The organism is Serratia sp. MMO-28, from assembly GCF_037199905.1.
GTDB classification, from domain to species: domain Bacteria; phylum Pseudomonadota; class Gammaproteobacteria; order Enterobacterales; family Enterobacteriaceae; genus Chania; species Chania oryzae.
In genome coordinates, this window is record NZ_JBBCVB010000019.1 from 36,929 (window position 1) to 53,121 (window position 16,193).

Sequence of the window (16,193 nt, forward strand, 5' to 3'; positions counted from 1 at the left end):
AGGTTTTAATCTTCATCTTCCGCATCTCTCCCTAAACGTTTGGCTGCATGCCTTCTTAACAGAACATAAAGACTCAACCCCAGCACCACGGAAATCACTAAACCAGCCAGAGATAAAAGCACCACATGTTTACTGGCGTACCAGATAAAGATCAGATACCAAGGCAACTCCCCACTGGGGAACTGAGCGCCGACCTGGAAACTGTTCACACCATTTTGGTCGGTAATTACCGCCAGATCGCCACGGATCCCGGCGTTAATCTTTAATGATTTCAGGTCAGTATAGATCTTACTTAACCCCTCATCATCGGTGGCACTGGCCACCACTACCACCCGTTGCGGATCCCAAGCGGAACGGAAGCTGAAAAAACCGCGCCAATCGGAGAGTGACGACAGATAACGATCCGCATCAATGCCCTGCGTCTGCCAGTTGCCTTTCAGGTAAGCCTGCAGTCTTTCCTGCATCGGCTGTGGCTTCACCGTCAGCAAACCGCCGCTATCCAAGGCAAATGGCGCATCCTGCAACAAGCGCTGATAAAATGCCGACTGAGCCAATGAGGCCACCACCAGCACATCCCGCCCTTTGTATTCAGGATCGTCCATTTCATTGCCTTTCAGCCCGAAACGGATGTCAACATTGCTGATGGCACTGCCGGTTGCAATACCCGCCCGCGCCGTCAGATTAAGCAGAGTCCGAATTTCATTTATAGTCGGTTTTTCAGCTAATAACAGAACGGTTTGCGAAAAATCAGCCAATCGGGTGAATGGGAAGGTGGCGCCGACGTAATAAGAAAGATTTGGCAGTTCGGTGAAATGATACGTTTTACTCAGATCGATGTAAGAATCGGGGCCGATACGGCTCTTGATACTGTCGCTATCGGCAGGATTACAGGAGGAGCCATTTTTAGGCACGATAGAAAAATAGAGCTCCAGCATGTTATCGCCGTAAATCAGATAAGGCGGCAAAGGAAGGCTGTAGCTCTCCTGACGGGTATCCCCACCAAATTTGCGCCACAGCAATTCCAGCAACCCCGACTTATTAACCGGCAAATTACGTAAAAAAGTTCCGTTCAGCGTCGCACTCAGTTGCGACCTATTTTCGTCAATCCAGCTATCGGTAGGGAAACGGTAGTTGATTTGCAATGGCACATTTCGGCCATCCCAGATAAACAGATCCGGCGCAGCGCGGAACGCAATGCGTACCGCATCATGGAAGACACCAGTGACGGTAAGTTCATCAACATCGGCCACCAGCTCACTAAACTTGACTGGATGGGTAGTGTTGATCCAGCGTGGCGCGTCATAAGCCACACGCTCAGGGATCGCCACCGGCTTCACCGCCAACAGTGCCGTTTTCTCCGGTAACGGCTGGCTGACCAGGCGGTAAGCCGCCTGACGCATCTCGGCACTGCTATTGCCCATCACCAGCAACAGCTTGTAAACCGGGTTTAATGGGTTATCGATCAGTTGCAGCGTCGGGCCATCGGCCTGCGGTAACGTTAGTTCGCCGATCTGCTCCCCTGGCCGGGCGAAAATAATCCCATTCTGTTCAGGTAGCGCATCCTGCAATATCTGGAAATCAAGATTGTTATGACGCGTCAAGATGCCCAGATAAGAACTGACTATTGCCGCAGCCCCGACATCCTCCGGCCTCTTGGCCTGGCTGAAGACCATATTCACGACAGAAGATTGCATCGCCTGTGGATCGAAAAATGGACGCGGGAAGCGGCCAAGATTTTGGCCGATATTCAGTACCTGGCCTTCCAACTGCAAATGGCTGCTCGGCAATACTTTTACCCAGTATTTATCGGATGCGCCCTTTTCGCACTGCATGGCGGCATCATTACTGCTTTTAATACTGAAGCTCAGGTTGTTATGCGCCACCACCATGGCCGCTGGGACAGCGACCTTATAGGTCACCTTGGACTGATGCAGCTTGTTCAGTAAGTGTTGGCTCAGGGGCTGCCCGTTGAGCATCAGGTGCAGTTCTGCGTCCCCCTCCATCAAGGCCGGTGATACTTCGACATCAAGCAATAGGGTTGCAGCCGTCACCACCGAATCGCTGGGTAAAGTAAAGGTGATCCCTGATTGCCGCTGCCAGTTATTCAGCGTCAACCCCGCGGGCTGCCCCATGTCAATAATGCTGAGCGTAGATTCAACCGACTGATTTAGAGCAGGTTGTGGCATGTCTGGTTGCGAGGCCGGATTATCAGCCGCTGTGCTCCCAGTCGCAGCCGGATCCCCACTCCCCGGCACCGCTCCAGGTTGCAGCGGGGAATCAACTGGGCGAGGTAACGATGGCAAACCCGGAACTTCGCTGCCTGGTGGCACGGGAATCACTGGCTCGGCGGCACTCAATACACCAGGTAGGCAGGACCACAAAAGCAGGCTGCTTGCCAGAAGCATAGCGGTTGGTAGCGTTCTTCCCACTACTCTCATATTGTTTGTTCCTTGTCCTGGCCCTGTTTTATCTCTAGCTGCTTGCCCTGCTGTTTCCGGCGTTTCTTTTCGCGGCGATCCTGCCAGGAGAAATAAAACAGTTCAAAAATACAACGAAGAATCCCAAGGAATGAGCGCAGTGGCCGATCGGGCGCGTGCGGCTTATCGCGGATCCAGGCATCAGCACGGGCCAGAACCACTCTCACCAGTTCCCGTCGTTTTTCGATCGGCAGTTCTTGGAACATCAAACGGGTCACGGATTTATCAACGTTAATAACTTCCACCGGGAAGCTCACGGTGCCGGACTTCAATGCCAGCTCAACCTCTTCAATAGGATCCCCCAGGAAACGCTCATCCGGGGTTTTCAAACTCACGCCCCCCATTGAAAGATCTATCGTTTCCGTGCGCATCGCCGCGCCGCTGGCAAAATAGAGAACGGCGGGAATTGAGGCTTCAACACGAATGGTTTTTCTGATCTGGCGGGTTTCGCGCGCCACCGCAATGGAAGCGAGCAATATGATCATACTGAAAGTGGCCCAGCCGATATTCAGCATAATAACCTGAGGGTTTGCCCCATAGTGATCGGGGATAAACAGACGTGCAACTCCCCATGCGGTTCCCAACAATAACAGCGATACCGCAATGATGTGCGGCCGCACAATGTGGAAGTCGAAATAGTTATCGTCCAACAACGCTCCTTTATCCGTCACGTTGAATTTGCCATGCTTTGGCGAAATCATCGCCAGCATGGTAGGGATAACCAGGTGGAAACACATGACGGTTTCATATATTTCCCCCCAGAACGAATAACGATAACGCCCTGTTGCTCTGGAGTTGATATAAATCGACATCACCAGATGGGGCAATACGTAGGCAAAAATTAACCCCGCCGATGACGCAATGATATTCAGGTTGAATAACAGATAAAACAACGGCGCGATACAGAATATGACGCGCGGTAAACCGTATTGGAAATGCAGCATGGCGTTCAGATAGCACAAACGCTGCTGCCAGGTCAGGCCTCGCCCCAGCATGGGGTTATCCACGCGGAAAATCTGCGTCATTCCGCGTGCCCAGCGAGTTCGCTGAATAACATGCAACCCCAAACGTTCGGTGGCCAAACCGGCAGCCAGAGGAAGTGCCAAAAACGCCGATCCCCATCCCAAACGCTGCATTTTCAACGCGGTATGAGCATCCTCGGTCACAGTTTCAACGGCAAAGCCCCCCACCTGCTCCAACGCCGTGCGGCGGATAACCGCACAAGAACCGCAGAAAAAAGTCGCGTTCCAGTTGTCATTACCTTGCTGTACCGGCCCATAGAACAGCGCCCCTTCATTCGGCACTTTACTCGCCTCAGAGAGGTTGCGTTCGAAAGGATCGGGTGAATAGAAATAGTGTGGGGTCTGAATCAAGGCCAAACGCTCATCAACCAGGAAGCTGCCTACCGTAGCCTGTAAGAAGGCCCGGGTAGCCACGTGATCGCAGTCAAACACCGTGATTAACTCGCCCTGAGTCACTTTCATGGCGTTATTCAGGTTGCCCGCTTTGGCATGTTTGTTGTCACTTCTGGTGATATAGCCTACGCCCGCATCGGCACAAAATACCGCAAATTCATTACGTTTACCGTCATCAAGCACATAGATCTTCACTTTATCTTTGGGATAATCGATGCACTGTGCCGCCAGCACTGTATCACGCACTACATCCATGCTTTCGTTATAGGTAGGGATATAAATATCTACCGTTGGCCACAGTGAAATATCCTCAGGCAAAGGCTCAATGGTTCTTTTTAGTGACCAGGTAGTCTGTATATACCCAAACAACAAAATGACCAGGGCATACAGCTCGGTCATAAACAGCGCAATCCCCAGCACCGCTTCCAGGGTAGTATTGAAATGCAGAGTTTCCGTTGCACGCCAATATATGTAGCGCAATGACATCATTGTTGACATGACGATCATGATCAGGGTGACTTTCTTGCTTTTACTCACCCCGAGAATAAATACGATGGCAATACAGATGAAACCAAAGATGTACTGATTATCACTGCTCATTGGCGCAATGATAATCAGTACAATCAGAGGTAAGGCCAACAGCAGTAAAAAAGAGAAAAGTAATTTATTCATAGCTGACCAAACCGCCCTAATTAAGAACTATAAATAGACGTAGTATGATGATACGCACCATCGCCCACGCTTAGCCCTAAAATAACTGCTACTTTTTTACTTATATGATCGACATCAAATGCGGCAGCCGAAACGGGACTGATGTCCATGATCGCCCGCTGCGATGCGTTTGCCTCAGGCACGCATTCATCGCGATGAATCGTGCCCAACAGTTTATCCCGCAAACGCTGCTCAAAAAAAAGCGTGACGTCGCGGCTCAGAGTGCGTCTCATATCACTCTGATTCACCACATAATATTCGCCCATTTTATTATTGAGCGGTTTGTTCATAAACTTATGCTGTTCGACAAGCGGCAGCAGGCTAAGAGAGGCCGTATCGGCCAGCAAGACAACGATACGCATATCCGCCACAGACTCCATGGCTTTCAGCGCTGCATTACGGCCAGGGGGCAGATCGGCGATCACCACCATATCCGGAATTTTAAGCACTGCACTGAGGCCACGTTGAATGAACATAGGTTCATTCATCAGGTTATCTTCAAACTGGAGTCGTTCGTCTTCCGTCACTTCACCGCAGGGTAAAACAAACAGGTTGGGCCCGACTTTGAGGATAAACTGACTCCAATCAGATAAGGCTCCTGATTGAGCAACAAAGCCACGATTATCGGCAATAGGCACACCAAAATGAAGACGCAACGCATTTTGCGTATCGAAGTCCACCACTAAAACTTTACTGCCGCTGCGGGCCAAAGCATAAGCCAAATTAGCAGCAACTGTAGTTTTTCCTACCCCTCCCTTGGGAGAACAAACACAGACTAACGGCATGAGGCAATAATCTCTAAAAGTGGTTTGAGTAATGCATTACGGCCAGTATTGCTACCTTCTCCAGCAGAAGAGGTTTTCTTGCTGAACATTTTTTTAAAACGCTGTGGATCCTGCGTTTGCGCAGGGGGAGGTGGCACCGCAGCGGCCACCGGCGCAGCAAGCTGTTCATCCCGGTTTGGCACAGGGATCCTCTGTTTAAAATCGTGGGAAGCTTGCCCTGGCAATGATGGGTTCTGGGTTACTGCAGCATTGGGCTGCGCGGGTTGGTGCGAACTTGAGGATGAAATCTGGGAGAACTCGCTGGCACTCACTGGTGTCGGCTGCATGCTGCGCTCAAGGCTGGAAAACGTGCCATTTCCTTCTTCTGCCACTTGCTCAACAATAGGCCAGCGGTGCAAAGCCAATGAACTATCTTCTGTAGAAAATTCTTTATAATCAATATGTTTCATATTGATTTTATTTTTGAACTGCTGAACATCATCATATTTGCTCATCATCCATACCCATATAATAGACTTCGCATTCTATGCAATGAATGCAAATAGCTCATGCTGACAACGTGATTTATAGCCCAAAATACGTATTACATTACGGCATAAGCCCGTTCAGAGCCCTTTCTCCTACGATCTAGATATATTAGTCTGCGAACCCTGTTTTACAACCGTGAACCGACTAAAACAGAAGTAATACTTTTCATCAGGTGGATGTATTTCGAGGTTCATCAGGCAGATATCACCCTCTCCTCAAAGTGCCTTTTGAGTGTAATCCACTTTTGTAAAGTTATACACCTGCGTTTTTAAAGTTTTCCTATTGATAAACAGTGCGCGTCCCCCCAAACAGCCTAGATTTCGATCGCTGAATACTATGGTTCGACATTAATCCCTAGAATTTACCGTTTTTCGGCAAGGCAAAAGCGAGTTTCTCAGCGTAAACAGGCCAACCCCTGCTCCAGAGTAGCCACCACACCGGTTGCCAGCAGACAACAGGCGATCTGCCGTGAGATAGGCTCAGGAATGGCAACCTCACCCGCCAAACAGCGTTCAGTCCAGCGCGCGGTAGTTTCAGCATCTTTGGCTGCGGGCAGCGCAACCGGCACATCCTGCGCTGGCCGTTCCAGTAAAACCCGCTGTTCGCCGCTGGTGATGTAATGAATCTGCGGGCAACGCTGCGGATTGGCATAGGCTTCCCCTTCCGTGCCGTGCATCAGCAGGCCACGTGCGCCAATTTGGCGGAAAAACGATGCCACACGCGCAACGTATTCCGGGTGAGAAACGCTGGCGATACGCAGCACATCTTCATCAGCAAACGGCGTAGCCAACTCGGCCAACGTGTGGGCACTGTTACGCACGCCCATTTTCCAGCGCAGATCAAGCTGGGCACCCATTGGCGGGGAAAACGCAGATATCGGGATAAAAACGGGCTGACCGTTTTCCAATCGCTGCTGTGCATGACAAGGATCTTCAGACCACGGCACACCGAGCGCACGGAAGATTTCCGCACTGGTCACCCGCGTGCTGTCATTCAGGACGCCATGCACCACGACCGGTAGCCCTACTCGAGCCAGCAACAAGGCCAGCAGCGGCGTCAGATTGGCCTGCTTGCGTGCTCCGTTGTAACTTGGCAGCACCACCGGCATCGGGCGCCCCTGCGGGGGTTGCAGACGCATCACCTGCTGCTGCATCGCCCGATAGAAGCCGAGCATTTCCGCCTCGGCCTCTCCTTTAATACGCATGGCAATCAGTATGCCCCCCAGCTCAAGCTCAGGGACCTCACCCGCCAACATCGCCTGATAAAGCTGAAACGCGGTTTCCTGATCCAGATCGCGCGCATGATTCTTACCACGACCTATTTCTTTGATAATTTTGCTGTAATCCATGGTTCAGTTCCGCTGGTTCATTTTGTTATAGCATATCTTATCCACGACGCCGCTCAACCTCAGCGGCCAACTGCTGCTGCGCACTATCGCCTGCCCGTAGCCCGGCGATCACCCCGCTGATATCTTCAGCACTGCGGTTCTGGCTCATTTTCCATTTGCCTTCCCGGCGCGTGACAACAATTTCAATGCCGACAATGCCCTTCATCTGGCTGGCAATATAGTTGGCAGGAGCATCATCAAGGCTCCAGGGCTGCGGTTGTTGACTCTCGTTTAATCCTGTTATCCCAGCCAACTGCTGGCGCAGCCAGAGCGGATCTTCCATCACCGTGGGCACACCCCACATCTGCACTGCGGCATAATTCCAGGTTGGCACCACTTTGCCGTGCTGGCGTTTGCTTTCATACCAGCTCGGCGAGATGTACCCCTCCGCTCCCTGAAACACCACCAGACACTCCGGCCCCCTGTGCAACCGTTGCCAATGGGGGTTGGCGCGTGCCATATGGGCTCTCAATATCACCTGCTGTTGCCGATCGACGTCGACAAGAAAGGGCAGCGGATCTGCCAGCAAGCCCTGCGAACTGTGGCTGATCAGCAGCCCCAGCGGGTTGGCCCGCACTAAGGCTAATTGGTTATCAAGGTCATCTTCACGGAATGAGGTAGGTTGGTACATAGCGAGCCGCATCCTTGTTATCAGGGGAGTTTCACATATGTATCACGATTTACCGCGGATACTCGAATAGGATAATATCCGTAGATATCGAAAGGAATTATGTCTCTTCTGCCAACACGGATGGAAAAATGGAAATTTATATCGGTTTAGCCGTGATTGCTGTGGTGCTGATCTGGGCAATCGTGACCTATAACCGCTTTATCTCTCTGCGCCGTTTTAAAGACGAAGCCTGGAGCGGTATCGCAGTACAGCTCAAACGCCGCCACGATCTGGCACCGAACCTGCTTAACCTGGTCAAACGCTACGCTCAACATGAAAAAGAGTTACAGGAGGAAATCACTCGCCAGCGCAACAATCTGGTGGGTAATACTCAGCAGATTGCTGAGAGCGAGCGGCAATATTCAGGCACTTTGGGGCGTATTTTTGCCCTGGCCGAGGCCTACCCAGAACTGAAGGCCAACGAGAACTTTCTCTCCCTGCAACAATCTCTCGCAGAAATAGAAGAACAGTTGCAGATGGCACGCCGTTATTTCAACAGCACGGTACGCGATTTCAATATTCTGGTGGAGTCTTTCCCGAGCTTATTACTGGCCCGTTTGTTTAACTTTAACGTGGACGCGTTTTTTGAGCTTGAGGATCCTGAAGATGCCAAGTTACCACGGATGGAGTGACAGCATGGCAAGCTGGTCTGGCAGAATACTCAGCATTTTCTGGCTGTTTTTGTTACTGGCTACAGGAGCAGCTCAGGCAACAACCGATGATCTTGCCAGTAGCACGGCCGTCATCTCAGCAGCACCCGATGATATTGCCATCAGCATACCCGTCGCCGCCGCGGCGAGCGAGAGTAAGAGCAAAGCAGCGGCGCCCTCTCACCGCGTTCGTGCCGATGAGCACATTTTATCGTTCGATACCCGGGCGCGTTTTGATACGGACGGCAGCATGGCGGTGAGCGAAAGCATCAAGGTATTGTCCTTGGGCCAACAAATACGCCGGGGGATTTTCCGTACCCTGCCATTAAGCTGGAACCGGCAAGACGGCAAAATTTTCAGCGTCGACTATCAGATCAAGAACGTGTTGCGCGATGGCGTCGCCGAACCTTTCAGCGTGGTTAAAGAAGGCAAAACGCTCACCGTTCGTATTGGCAGCGCTGAACATATCTTGGCACCCGGCATTTACCACTATGAGATCCAATACCAAATTCGTAACCACTTTAGCCGCTTCCCAGACTGGGATGAACTTTACTGGAATGTGACCGGCAACGACTGGGCCTATGCGATTGATCACGCTAGTTTTCATCTGGAATTGCCCGAAGCGGGCGCATTTCTGAATGGCGCAGGCAAAGACACCCGGTTACGATCCGTTGATATCTATACCGGCCTGCCAGGTGCCAAAGAGCAAAATGCCAAGATTTTACCCGATGGCAGCGTGCAGACCATACAACCATTGGAACAAGGTGCTGGGTTGACCGTTGTTTATACCTGGCCACGCAGCATTCTTGCCAGCGCCCCCGCACCGGAAGCCGCTTCACCGTTGGCGCATTTGTTGCTGCCGACGGTGAAAACCGGTGCATTATGGATCCCCCTGTTTCTGATTATTGGCTATTACCTGCTTTGGTGGCGTAAAAATGTTACTGCCAACGGGCTGAAAATGCCGCCTATCGTGCCGCTGTACGCGCTCCCTGCAGAGATGTCGCCGGGTTATCTGCGCTATATTACTCAGCGAAGGTACGATGACGTTGCTTTCAGTAGCGATCTGTTGGATCTCGTGGCTAAGCGCGCGGTGGCTATTAGGGTAAAACAGAGTCAGGCGAAAGTGCTGTGGTTTGCCAAAGGCCGCACGGTGGAAGAACAGTGGTTATCGCTACAACCTGATGGAAATAGCAAGCCGTTAAATGCTAATGACAAAAAATTGCTGAGCACCCTGTTTGTCAGTGATCGTAAGAACATTAATCTCAGCAAGGCCTACCAAAGGCCAATGCAGAACGCCCGTAAATGGTTAGAGCAACGCTGTAAAAACCAGCAGGAATTATTATTCAGTAAATGGGCGAAGCCTCTACGGCGCGGCATATACCTCATGTTGCTGATCCCCGTTATCTGCGGCACATTATTTAACGCCGGTGCGGCAATAGTGACTATTCCAGCCTTATTGTTCCTGTTATTCGGTATTACGTTACTTTCTTTACCGCTGAAATTCTTATTTAGCCCGAAGATAATCTTGAATACCTGGGGAGCTATTCCGCTGCTTCTTTTGCTGATATTTGGTTCTTTTACCATCTTTTTCAGTGGTGTTTTCATGTTTGGCATGCTGCCTTTGACGCAACTTCCCGCTGGGTACGTCGGCGCTCTGCTGGCCGCGATTCTGCTTTGCGTGGCCTTTGCTTGGCGGGTACCAGGTTACACACAGCGGGGGCTGAATGATTTAGCCACTGCCCAAGGGCTGAAACTGTATCTTGGTGCGGCAGAGAAATATCGCTATCAGGCACTCTATCCACCCGATAAGCTGGTTTCCCATTTTGAACGTATGCTCCCCTACGCGCTGGCGCTCGGTGTGGGTAAAACCTGGGCAAATACCTTCGCACAATACCTGAGCACCAGCGGAGCCATGTCGGAGGTGTTCGCCGATGCAGATTGGAACAACGTGCATCACTTTAGCCAATCCTGCCGTTCATCCTCCATGGATCGCCCCAGTAGCAGTTCAAGCTCGAGTTCAGGCTCCAGCTACAGCGGCTCCGGCTCTTCCGGTAGCGGATCGTCAGGGGGCGGTTCAGGGGGCGGCGGAGGCGGCGGCTGGTAAAGACTCCGCCACCAAAGCCATCCACGCTGCATAGCTGCAAAGCAACTATTTGCGGCTGTCGAAGATCAACTTGCAGGCCAGCCCGGCAAAGACGCCACTCAGCAGATAATGGGGCCAACGGGGGCAGAATCGCTGGCCTGCAAAGCGGCTTTTCATGCCGCTGACCGCCAGGATCACCACGCCATTAACCACCACCCCCATCATATTGAGAAGGGTTGCCAGAACCAGCATCTGTAACACTACCGAACCCGCCCGTGGATCAATAAACTGCGGAAATAGCGCCAGCACAAACAGGGCCATTTTGGGGTTGAGGATATTAGTCAGTAACCCTTGTTGGAAGATCCGCCGGGCTGGAATGGTCTGTAGACCGGCAGATAGCTGTAAGTTACTGCCCGAACGCAGCGTTTTCACTGCTAGATACAGCAGATAGGCCGCACCCAATAAACGTAGCGCATCATAGGCCAAAGGTACGACAACAAACAGTTGCGAAAGGCCCAATGCCGCCGCCAGCGCATGGCAATAAGTGCCCACCTGAATCCCCGCCAGCGAAGCAAAACCGGCGCGCCGCCCTGTTCTAATCAACGTGCACGGCGGCGGGCAAACGGGTTTTTACGCTTATTCTCCTTTTTTGCCGCGCTGGCGGCAGATGCCAGTGCCGCCAGATGCGCCTTATCGGCTTCAGGCACCTCGCGCTGTTCGATCGGGAACACCGGCAGCGCTGCCAACAGACGTGAACCGTAGCTTTTGGTCAACAGGCGGCGATCGTAAATCACGATTTCACCGTGACATTCGTTGCTGCGAATCAAGCGCCCTACCTGCTGGATCAGATTGAAAGACGCACTTGGCAGGCTTTGCACTTCAAACGGGTAACGGTTCAGCGATTTAAGCCATTCGCCCTCGGTCAGGATCACCGGGCTGTCGATCGGCGGGAAAGCGATCTTGTGAATATGCACCTGGGTCAGCAGTTCCCCTTTCAGATCCAGCCCTTCAGCAAACGACTGTAACCCCACTAACACGCTGGCGCTGCCCTTCTCTACCCGTTTGCGGTGCTCTTCCACCAGCCGATAGCGTGGCTGATCGCCCTGCACCAGCAGCATCAGACGCAGATCGGTCACATAGCTCAAAAAGGTCTGCATTGCCCGGTGGCTGCTGAACAGGATCAGCATCCCTTTGTGCTTACCGCTGGCCTGCTCACCACGGAAGAAACGCGCCATTTCCTCCAGATGCTCGGCCTCATTGGCCATGGCCGGTTCAAAACGCATTTTGGGAATAACGATCTTGCCCTGCTCAACGTGGTTAAACGGCGAATCCAGGGTTTCGAAGCGATCCCCCGCCTTCTCGCTTAGCCCACTCATCTCTTGCAAGCGCGAGAAGCTGTTAAGCGAACGCAACGTCGCAGAGGTGATCACCACGTGCGGCACCTTGCGCCACAGCAGTTTTTCCAACTGATCGCTAACGCGGATACCCACGCAGTGCAGATAAAGGTGAGTGACGTTATCGCGCAGCTCACGCGCCACCCACTTGGAGATCGGTGCGTTGGAAGACTTGTCCAGCGCCGCCAGCCGCCATAGCTTGCTCATGGCTTCCAGGTAGCCCAGCGTGCGGCTCATCTGGATAATTGACCGATGCAAACGCACGATGTCGTGCTTGCCGGTTTGCTCGGTGAGATCGTTAAGGATAAATTCGGCCAGCCCGCGCAGCCCGTCGGTGAGTTTAAACAGGCGCGCGCAGATCTCGACCATCTCGGCAGGCAGTTCACCCATTTCGAAACGGTGCTCGGCATTGCTGCTGTCTGGCGGTAGGTATGCGTTGACCTGATGTTCGAAAATCTGGATCAGCTCACGCATTTCTTCGCAGTGGTTTTTCAGGCGTTCACTGTTGGCCAAACCCGGCGGATTCTTGGGGCGATACTGCGTCATGCATTGCTCTACCTGGCGCAGGATCATATCGAGTTGCAGGTTGCTCCACAGCGCGGTGATCTCCCCTTCCATTTCCAGCGCATCTCGTGCCACTTCCGGCAGGTGATGGCCTTCGTCCAGCACCAGCAGCAGCTCTTTCGGGTTCGGCAACACCGATTCGGTTTCCAGCGCCGCCATGACCAGGGCATGGTTCGCCACCACCACATCGGCGGTCTCGATTTCTTTACGCGCAATATAGAACGGGCATTCGCGGATATAATGGCAGTTGCGGCCCAGGCAGTTGGCCTTGTCGGTGCTCAGCTTGGCCCAGAGATGATCGTCGATCGATAGCTGATAATGATCGCGCAGGCCATCCCACTCATGGCGCGTAAGCGCTTTCGACAGCTTCTGGCACAGCGCCTGCTCTTCCCCATTGGACGGCGCCAGTTCATTCTCATCCAGATACAGCATCAGATCGCCCTGCTCGGCCACGTCGGTGCTCATTGCCGCCAGATTGCGCGGGCAAACGTAGCGCCCACGGCCGAATGCGCCAGTGAATTTCAGATCCGGAATGATCTTCTTCAACAGCGGCAAATCTTTACTGTAGATCTGATCCTGCAGCGCCACGTTGGCGGTGCTGACCACCAGGGGTTTGCTCTCGGCACGCCCGACGGCAATGCCCGGGATCAGGTACGAGAGCGTTTTGCCCACGCCGGTCGGGGCTTCGATCGCCAGATGGCGTTGATAATCCCCCGCAAGGGTTTTCGCCACTTCGGCGATCATCTGCCGCTGCGGAGCGCGGGAAATAAAGTCCGGTATTTGTTGTTGCAGGGCTTTGTACCACTGGCCGATCTGATCTTTAACTGCGGAGGAGAGCGCCATTCAACTCTTATCTAAACGAAATGATGGCGCTATTGTCCCACAGACTGCCCGCGGCGTCAGCCCGAGTTACGCAAGGCGCGCCAACAATGCGCAGTGCCGCGCAATAAGTCTCGCGTTCCGCTGTGATCGGCATAGGCTCACGCCAGATGGGGAGGTGATTATAATTTTTCTATATCTATCAGCAGGTTTTTCACGTGCTGAGTAATATTTTCATGCTCCTGCGGTGAGAATTTTTTAATCTGATGATAGACCATCGACAGACGTGGGTTGTGCCCCAACGCCGACTGATGCTGAATAAAAAAATGCCAGTAAAGCGCATTGAATGGGCAGGCATTTTCCCCGGTGCGCTCTCGCGGATTATATTTACACTGTGAGCAGTAATTGCTCATCTTATTAATGTAGGCGGCGCTGGAAACATAGGGTTTACTCGCCAGCAAACCACCATCAGTAAACTGGCTCATCCCAAGCGTATTGGGTAATTCAACCCATTCAAAGGCATCGATATAAATGCCTAAATACCATTCGTGAACCTGCGCAGGCGCAAGCCCGGCAAGTAATGCAAAATTCCCGACGATCATCAGCCGCTGGATATGGTGCGCATAGGCATGATCCAGCGACTGCCCGATAACCTGTGCCATGCAGTTCATTTTCGTGTTGCCGTTCCAGAACCAATCAGGAAGCGGGCGCTGGTGGTGGAAGAAATTGTTATCGCGATAGCCGGGCATTTTTGCCCAATAGACGCCTCTCACATACTCACGCCAGCCTAACACCTGCCGGATAAACCCCTCTGCACAGGCCAGGGGCACCTCGCCGCGTTGCCAAGCCGCCTGCACGTTGGCAACCACTTCCCGTGGAGAGAGCATTTTAGTATTCAGTGCAAAGGAGATCAGGGAATGAAACAGGTGCCAGGAGTCCGTGTGCATTGCATCCTGCCAATCGCCAAAGTGGCGAAGATCATCGCGGACAAAGCGTTCCAGCCCCCCCAATGCCTCTTTTCGATCCAATGGCCAGCGGAAATCACCGGCATGCGCCTCACCGAAACTTGGCACCTCAAGCGCGGTGAGGGTATGCCAGAGTGCACTATGGTTGTGCATCGGCCGATGATCGCCCGGCGGCGCAGGGTGGCCTTTCCATGGCTTGCGATTTTCGGCGTCGTAGTTCCATTCTCCCCCCTCTGGCGTAGCGTCCGGGCGCATCAGCACCCGTTCGCGGCGGCGCATCTCGCGATAAAAATGTTCCATGCGCCAAGATTTACGCTGGCCAAAAAACGCTGATACCTCATGGCGCTCACAAAAGAAGTGCTCGCTGTCCACGGTGATGGTCTTTATCGCGCAGGTTGCAGACCAGCGTTTTAGCTGCTCGTCCAAACGCCATTCATCGGGGAGTTGCCAGCTGAATGTTACCGCCTGGTAATAGGCAATGAGCGCATCAAGGTTATCCGTCAGCGACCCGCGATTCGAAGGATCGTCAAGCTGGACATAGCGCACCCGGTGGCCTTGCTCACGCAACTGACGGGCAAATTCGCGCATAGCAGCAAAGATGGCAATAATCTTCTGCGCATGATGGCGGACGTATCGCGTTTCCTGCTGCAGCTCAAGCATCACATAAACAACGTGATCTGACTGCTGCCTGAACCAGGAATGCTCGGGATTGAGCTGATCGCCTAAAATGAGCCTGAGTTCCGTCATATCTCCCCTTCCAACAACGATGTGAGAACCGCATTCAATCATGCGCTGTATCCAGCATAGTAGGGTCTCCAGCCACGGCCTGAGCATGCTGATAAATTTTTAAACGCAGCCAGCGGCGTAACCGATCGCTATGTGTTCGCTCGTGCCAGATCTGCATCACATCGATACGCGGCAGCGCCAGAGGCAACGGGTAAAGGCGCAGTTCAGGATCGCGGGCAACCGCCTCTTCACCCACCGAGCGCAAACAGGTGAGTAATAAATCGCTGCCTCTAATGAGGCGGCTTGGTGCAAGAAAACTGGATAACCCTGCAACGACTTTGCGCGCCAACCCCTGGCGTTGAAGATCGCGATCAACCAACCCGTTCAGATCGCCGGTCAATGTGGTAAGCACATGCTCGCAAGCCAGATAGCCATTCAGATCCAGCCCCTGTAGCAGCAGAGGGTGGTCTGCCGCGGCCAGCACCACAAAATCCTCGCTCAGCAAACGCTGCTGATGGAAAGTCTCTGGAAGCTGCTCATAAAAACCGGCAATCGCCAGATCGCAGGTTCCTTTTTCAAGCTCTTCACGCGGCAGCATGCCACGCGTGTTATGGGTTATCAGCACCAGATTGGGTGCCTCCTGCCGCAAGATTGGCAACAACCCCGGCAGGAGGATCTGCTCCATATAGTCGGTCGTATAGATATGGATCCGCTCGGCACGGGCAAGATAATCACGTCCTTCACATTGATCGTAAAACGTCTCTATATCTTCAACCAACTTTTGCACCTGAGGCGCCAACTGATGGGCGCGTGGCGTGGGGGCAAGGCCCCGTGGCGCTCTGACAAACAGAGGATCGCCAAAATCATGGCGTAACTTGCTGAGCTTATGACTCATTGCAGGCTGGCTCAGCGACATCCGCACCGCCGCCTGCGAGGCGTTACGTTCCTGATATAACACATGGAAGAACAGCAGCAGGTTGAGGTCTTTATTAGCAATATTCATTTTTTGAATACCTGAG

The 16,193-nt window shown here is 52.8% G+C and carries 12 protein-coding genes; 2 read left to right on the forward strand and 10 right to left on the reverse strand.

Going from position 1 to position 16,193, the window contains the following annotated elements; all coding sequences use genetic code 11:
* Positions 1-5: 5 nt before the first annotated feature.
* The 6 genes from bcsB to WG891_RS16985 form a co-directional block, all read right to left on the reverse strand.
* On the reverse strand, positions 6-2,438 hold the full coding sequence (gene bcsB, locus WG891_RS16960) for a cellulose biosynthesis cyclic di-GMP-binding regulatory protein BcsB (protein ID WP_337274586.1): 2,433 nt from the start codon (positions 2,436-2,438) through the stop codon (positions 6-8).
* Positions 2,435-4,564 carry a UDP-forming cellulose synthase catalytic subunit gene (gene bcsA / locus WG891_RS16965; protein WP_337263879.1) on the reverse strand — a complete coding sequence of 710 codons (2,130 nt, stop codon included), beginning with the start codon at positions 4,562-4,564 and terminating at the stop codon, positions 2,435-2,437. Before bcsA ends, bcsB begins: the two co-directional genes overlap by 4 nt.
* A gap of 20 nt (positions 4,565-4,584) precedes the next feature.
* Positions 4,585-5,388: a cellulose biosynthesis protein BcsQ gene (gene bcsQ, locus WG891_RS16970; RefSeq protein ID WP_337263878.1), complete on the reverse strand. Its 804-nt coding sequence runs from the start codon at positions 5,386-5,388 to the stop codon at positions 4,585-4,587.
* Complete coding sequence (gene bcsO / locus WG891_RS16975) at positions 5,379-5,885, reverse strand: cellulose biosynthesis protein BcsO (protein ID WP_337265220.1); 507 nt, start codon at positions 5,883-5,885, stop codon at positions 5,379-5,381. Before bcsO ends, bcsQ begins: the two co-directional genes overlap by 10 nt.
* Before the next feature lie 425 nt (positions 5,886-6,310).
* Positions 6,311-7,264, reverse strand: coding sequence for a DNA-binding protein YbiB (gene ybiB, locus WG891_RS16980; RefSeq protein ID WP_337263876.1), 954 nt, complete (start codon positions 7,262-7,264; stop codon positions 6,311-6,313).
* 37 nt (positions 7,265-7,301) lie between these two features.
* Positions 7,302-7,934 carry an FMN-binding negative transcriptional regulator gene (locus WG891_RS16985; RefSeq protein WP_337263875.1) on the reverse strand — a complete coding sequence of 211 codons (633 nt, stop codon included), beginning with the start codon at positions 7,932-7,934 and terminating at the stop codon, positions 7,302-7,304.
* A 128-nt stretch (positions 7,935-8,062) separates the two neighbouring features.
* On the opposite strand from WG891_RS16985, the gene WG891_RS16990 reads away from it, so the two are divergent.
* Both WG891_RS16990 and WG891_RS16995 read left to right on the forward strand, forming a co-directional pair.
* Entirely contained in the window at positions 8,063-8,605 is a 543-nt protein-coding gene (locus WG891_RS16990; RefSeq protein WP_337263874.1) for a LemA family protein, read from the forward strand.
* A 4-nt stretch (positions 8,606-8,609) separates the two neighbouring features.
* The gene (locus WG891_RS16995; protein ID WP_337263873.1) at positions 8,610-10,727 is read left to right on the forward strand and encodes a DUF2207 domain-containing protein; all 2,118 of its coding nucleotides are present in this window, start codon (positions 8,610-8,612) and stop codon (positions 10,725-10,727) included.
* A gap of 45 nt (positions 10,728-10,772) precedes the next feature.
* On the opposite strand, the gene WG891_RS17000 is transcribed toward WG891_RS16995, so the two are convergent.
* From WG891_RS17000 to WG891_RS17015, 4 genes are all read right to left on the reverse strand, one after another.
* Positions 10,773-11,309: a LysE family translocator gene (locus WG891_RS17000; protein WP_337263872.1), complete on the reverse strand. Its 537-nt coding sequence runs from the start codon at positions 11,307-11,309 to the stop codon at positions 10,773-10,775.
* The gene (gene dinG / locus WG891_RS17005) at positions 11,306-13,507 is read right to left on the reverse strand and encodes an ATP-dependent DNA helicase DinG (protein ID WP_337263871.1); all 2,202 of its coding nucleotides are present in this window, start codon (positions 13,505-13,507) and stop codon (positions 11,306-11,308) included. Before dinG ends, WG891_RS17000 begins: the two co-directional genes overlap by 4 nt.
* A gap of 158 nt (positions 13,508-13,665) precedes the next feature.
* A complete protein-coding gene (locus WG891_RS17010) occupies positions 13,666-15,195 on the reverse strand; it encodes a cryptochrome/photolyase family protein (RefSeq protein WP_337263870.1) in 1,530 nt (509 codons plus the stop codon).
* A 34-nt stretch (positions 15,196-15,229) separates the two neighbouring features.
* A complete protein-coding gene (locus WG891_RS17015) occupies positions 15,230-16,177 on the reverse strand; it encodes a LysR substrate-binding domain-containing protein (protein WP_337263869.1) in 948 nt (315 codons plus the stop codon).
* Positions 16,178-16,193 lie beyond the last annotated feature (16 nt).

Coding starts and splice junctions, on each gene's coding strand:
- bcsB (WP_337274586.1), bottom strand. CDS start 2,438: ATGAGAGTAGTGGGAAGAACGCTACCAACCGCTATGCTTCTGGCAAGC.
- bcsA (WP_337263879.1), bottom strand. CDS start 4,564: ATGAATAAATTACTTTTCTCTTTTTTACTGCTGTTGGCCTTACCTCTG.
- bcsQ (WP_337263878.1), bottom strand. CDS start 5,388: ATGCCGTTAGTCTGTGTTTGTTCTCCCAAGGGAGGGGTAGGAAAAACT.
- bcsO (WP_337265220.1), bottom strand. CDS start 5,885: ATGATGAGCAAATATGATGATGTTCAGCAGTTCAAAAATAAAATCAAT.
- ybiB (WP_337263876.1), bottom strand. CDS start 7,264: ATGGATTACAGCAAAATTATCAAAGAAATAGGTCGTGGTAAGAATCAT.
- WG891_RS16985 (WP_337263875.1), bottom strand. CDS start 7,934: ATGTACCAACCTACCTCATTCCGTGAAGATGACCTTGATAACCAATTA.
- WG891_RS16990 (WP_337263874.1), top strand. CDS start 8,063: ATGGAAATTTATATCGGTTTAGCCGTGATTGCTGTGGTGCTGATCTGG.
- WG891_RS16995 (WP_337263873.1), top strand. CDS start 8,610: ATGGCAAGCTGGTCTGGCAGAATACTCAGCATTTTCTGGCTGTTTTTG.
- dinG (WP_337263871.1), bottom strand. CDS start 13,507: ATGGCGCTCTCCTCCGCAGTTAAAGATCAGATCGGCCAGTGGTACAAA.
- WG891_RS17010 (WP_337263870.1), bottom strand. CDS start 15,195: ATGACGGAACTCAGGCTCATTTTAGGCGATCAGCTCAATCCCGAGCAT.
- WG891_RS17015 (WP_337263869.1), bottom strand. CDS start 16,177: ATGAATATTGCTAATAAAGACCTCAACCTGCTGCTGTTCTTCCATGTG.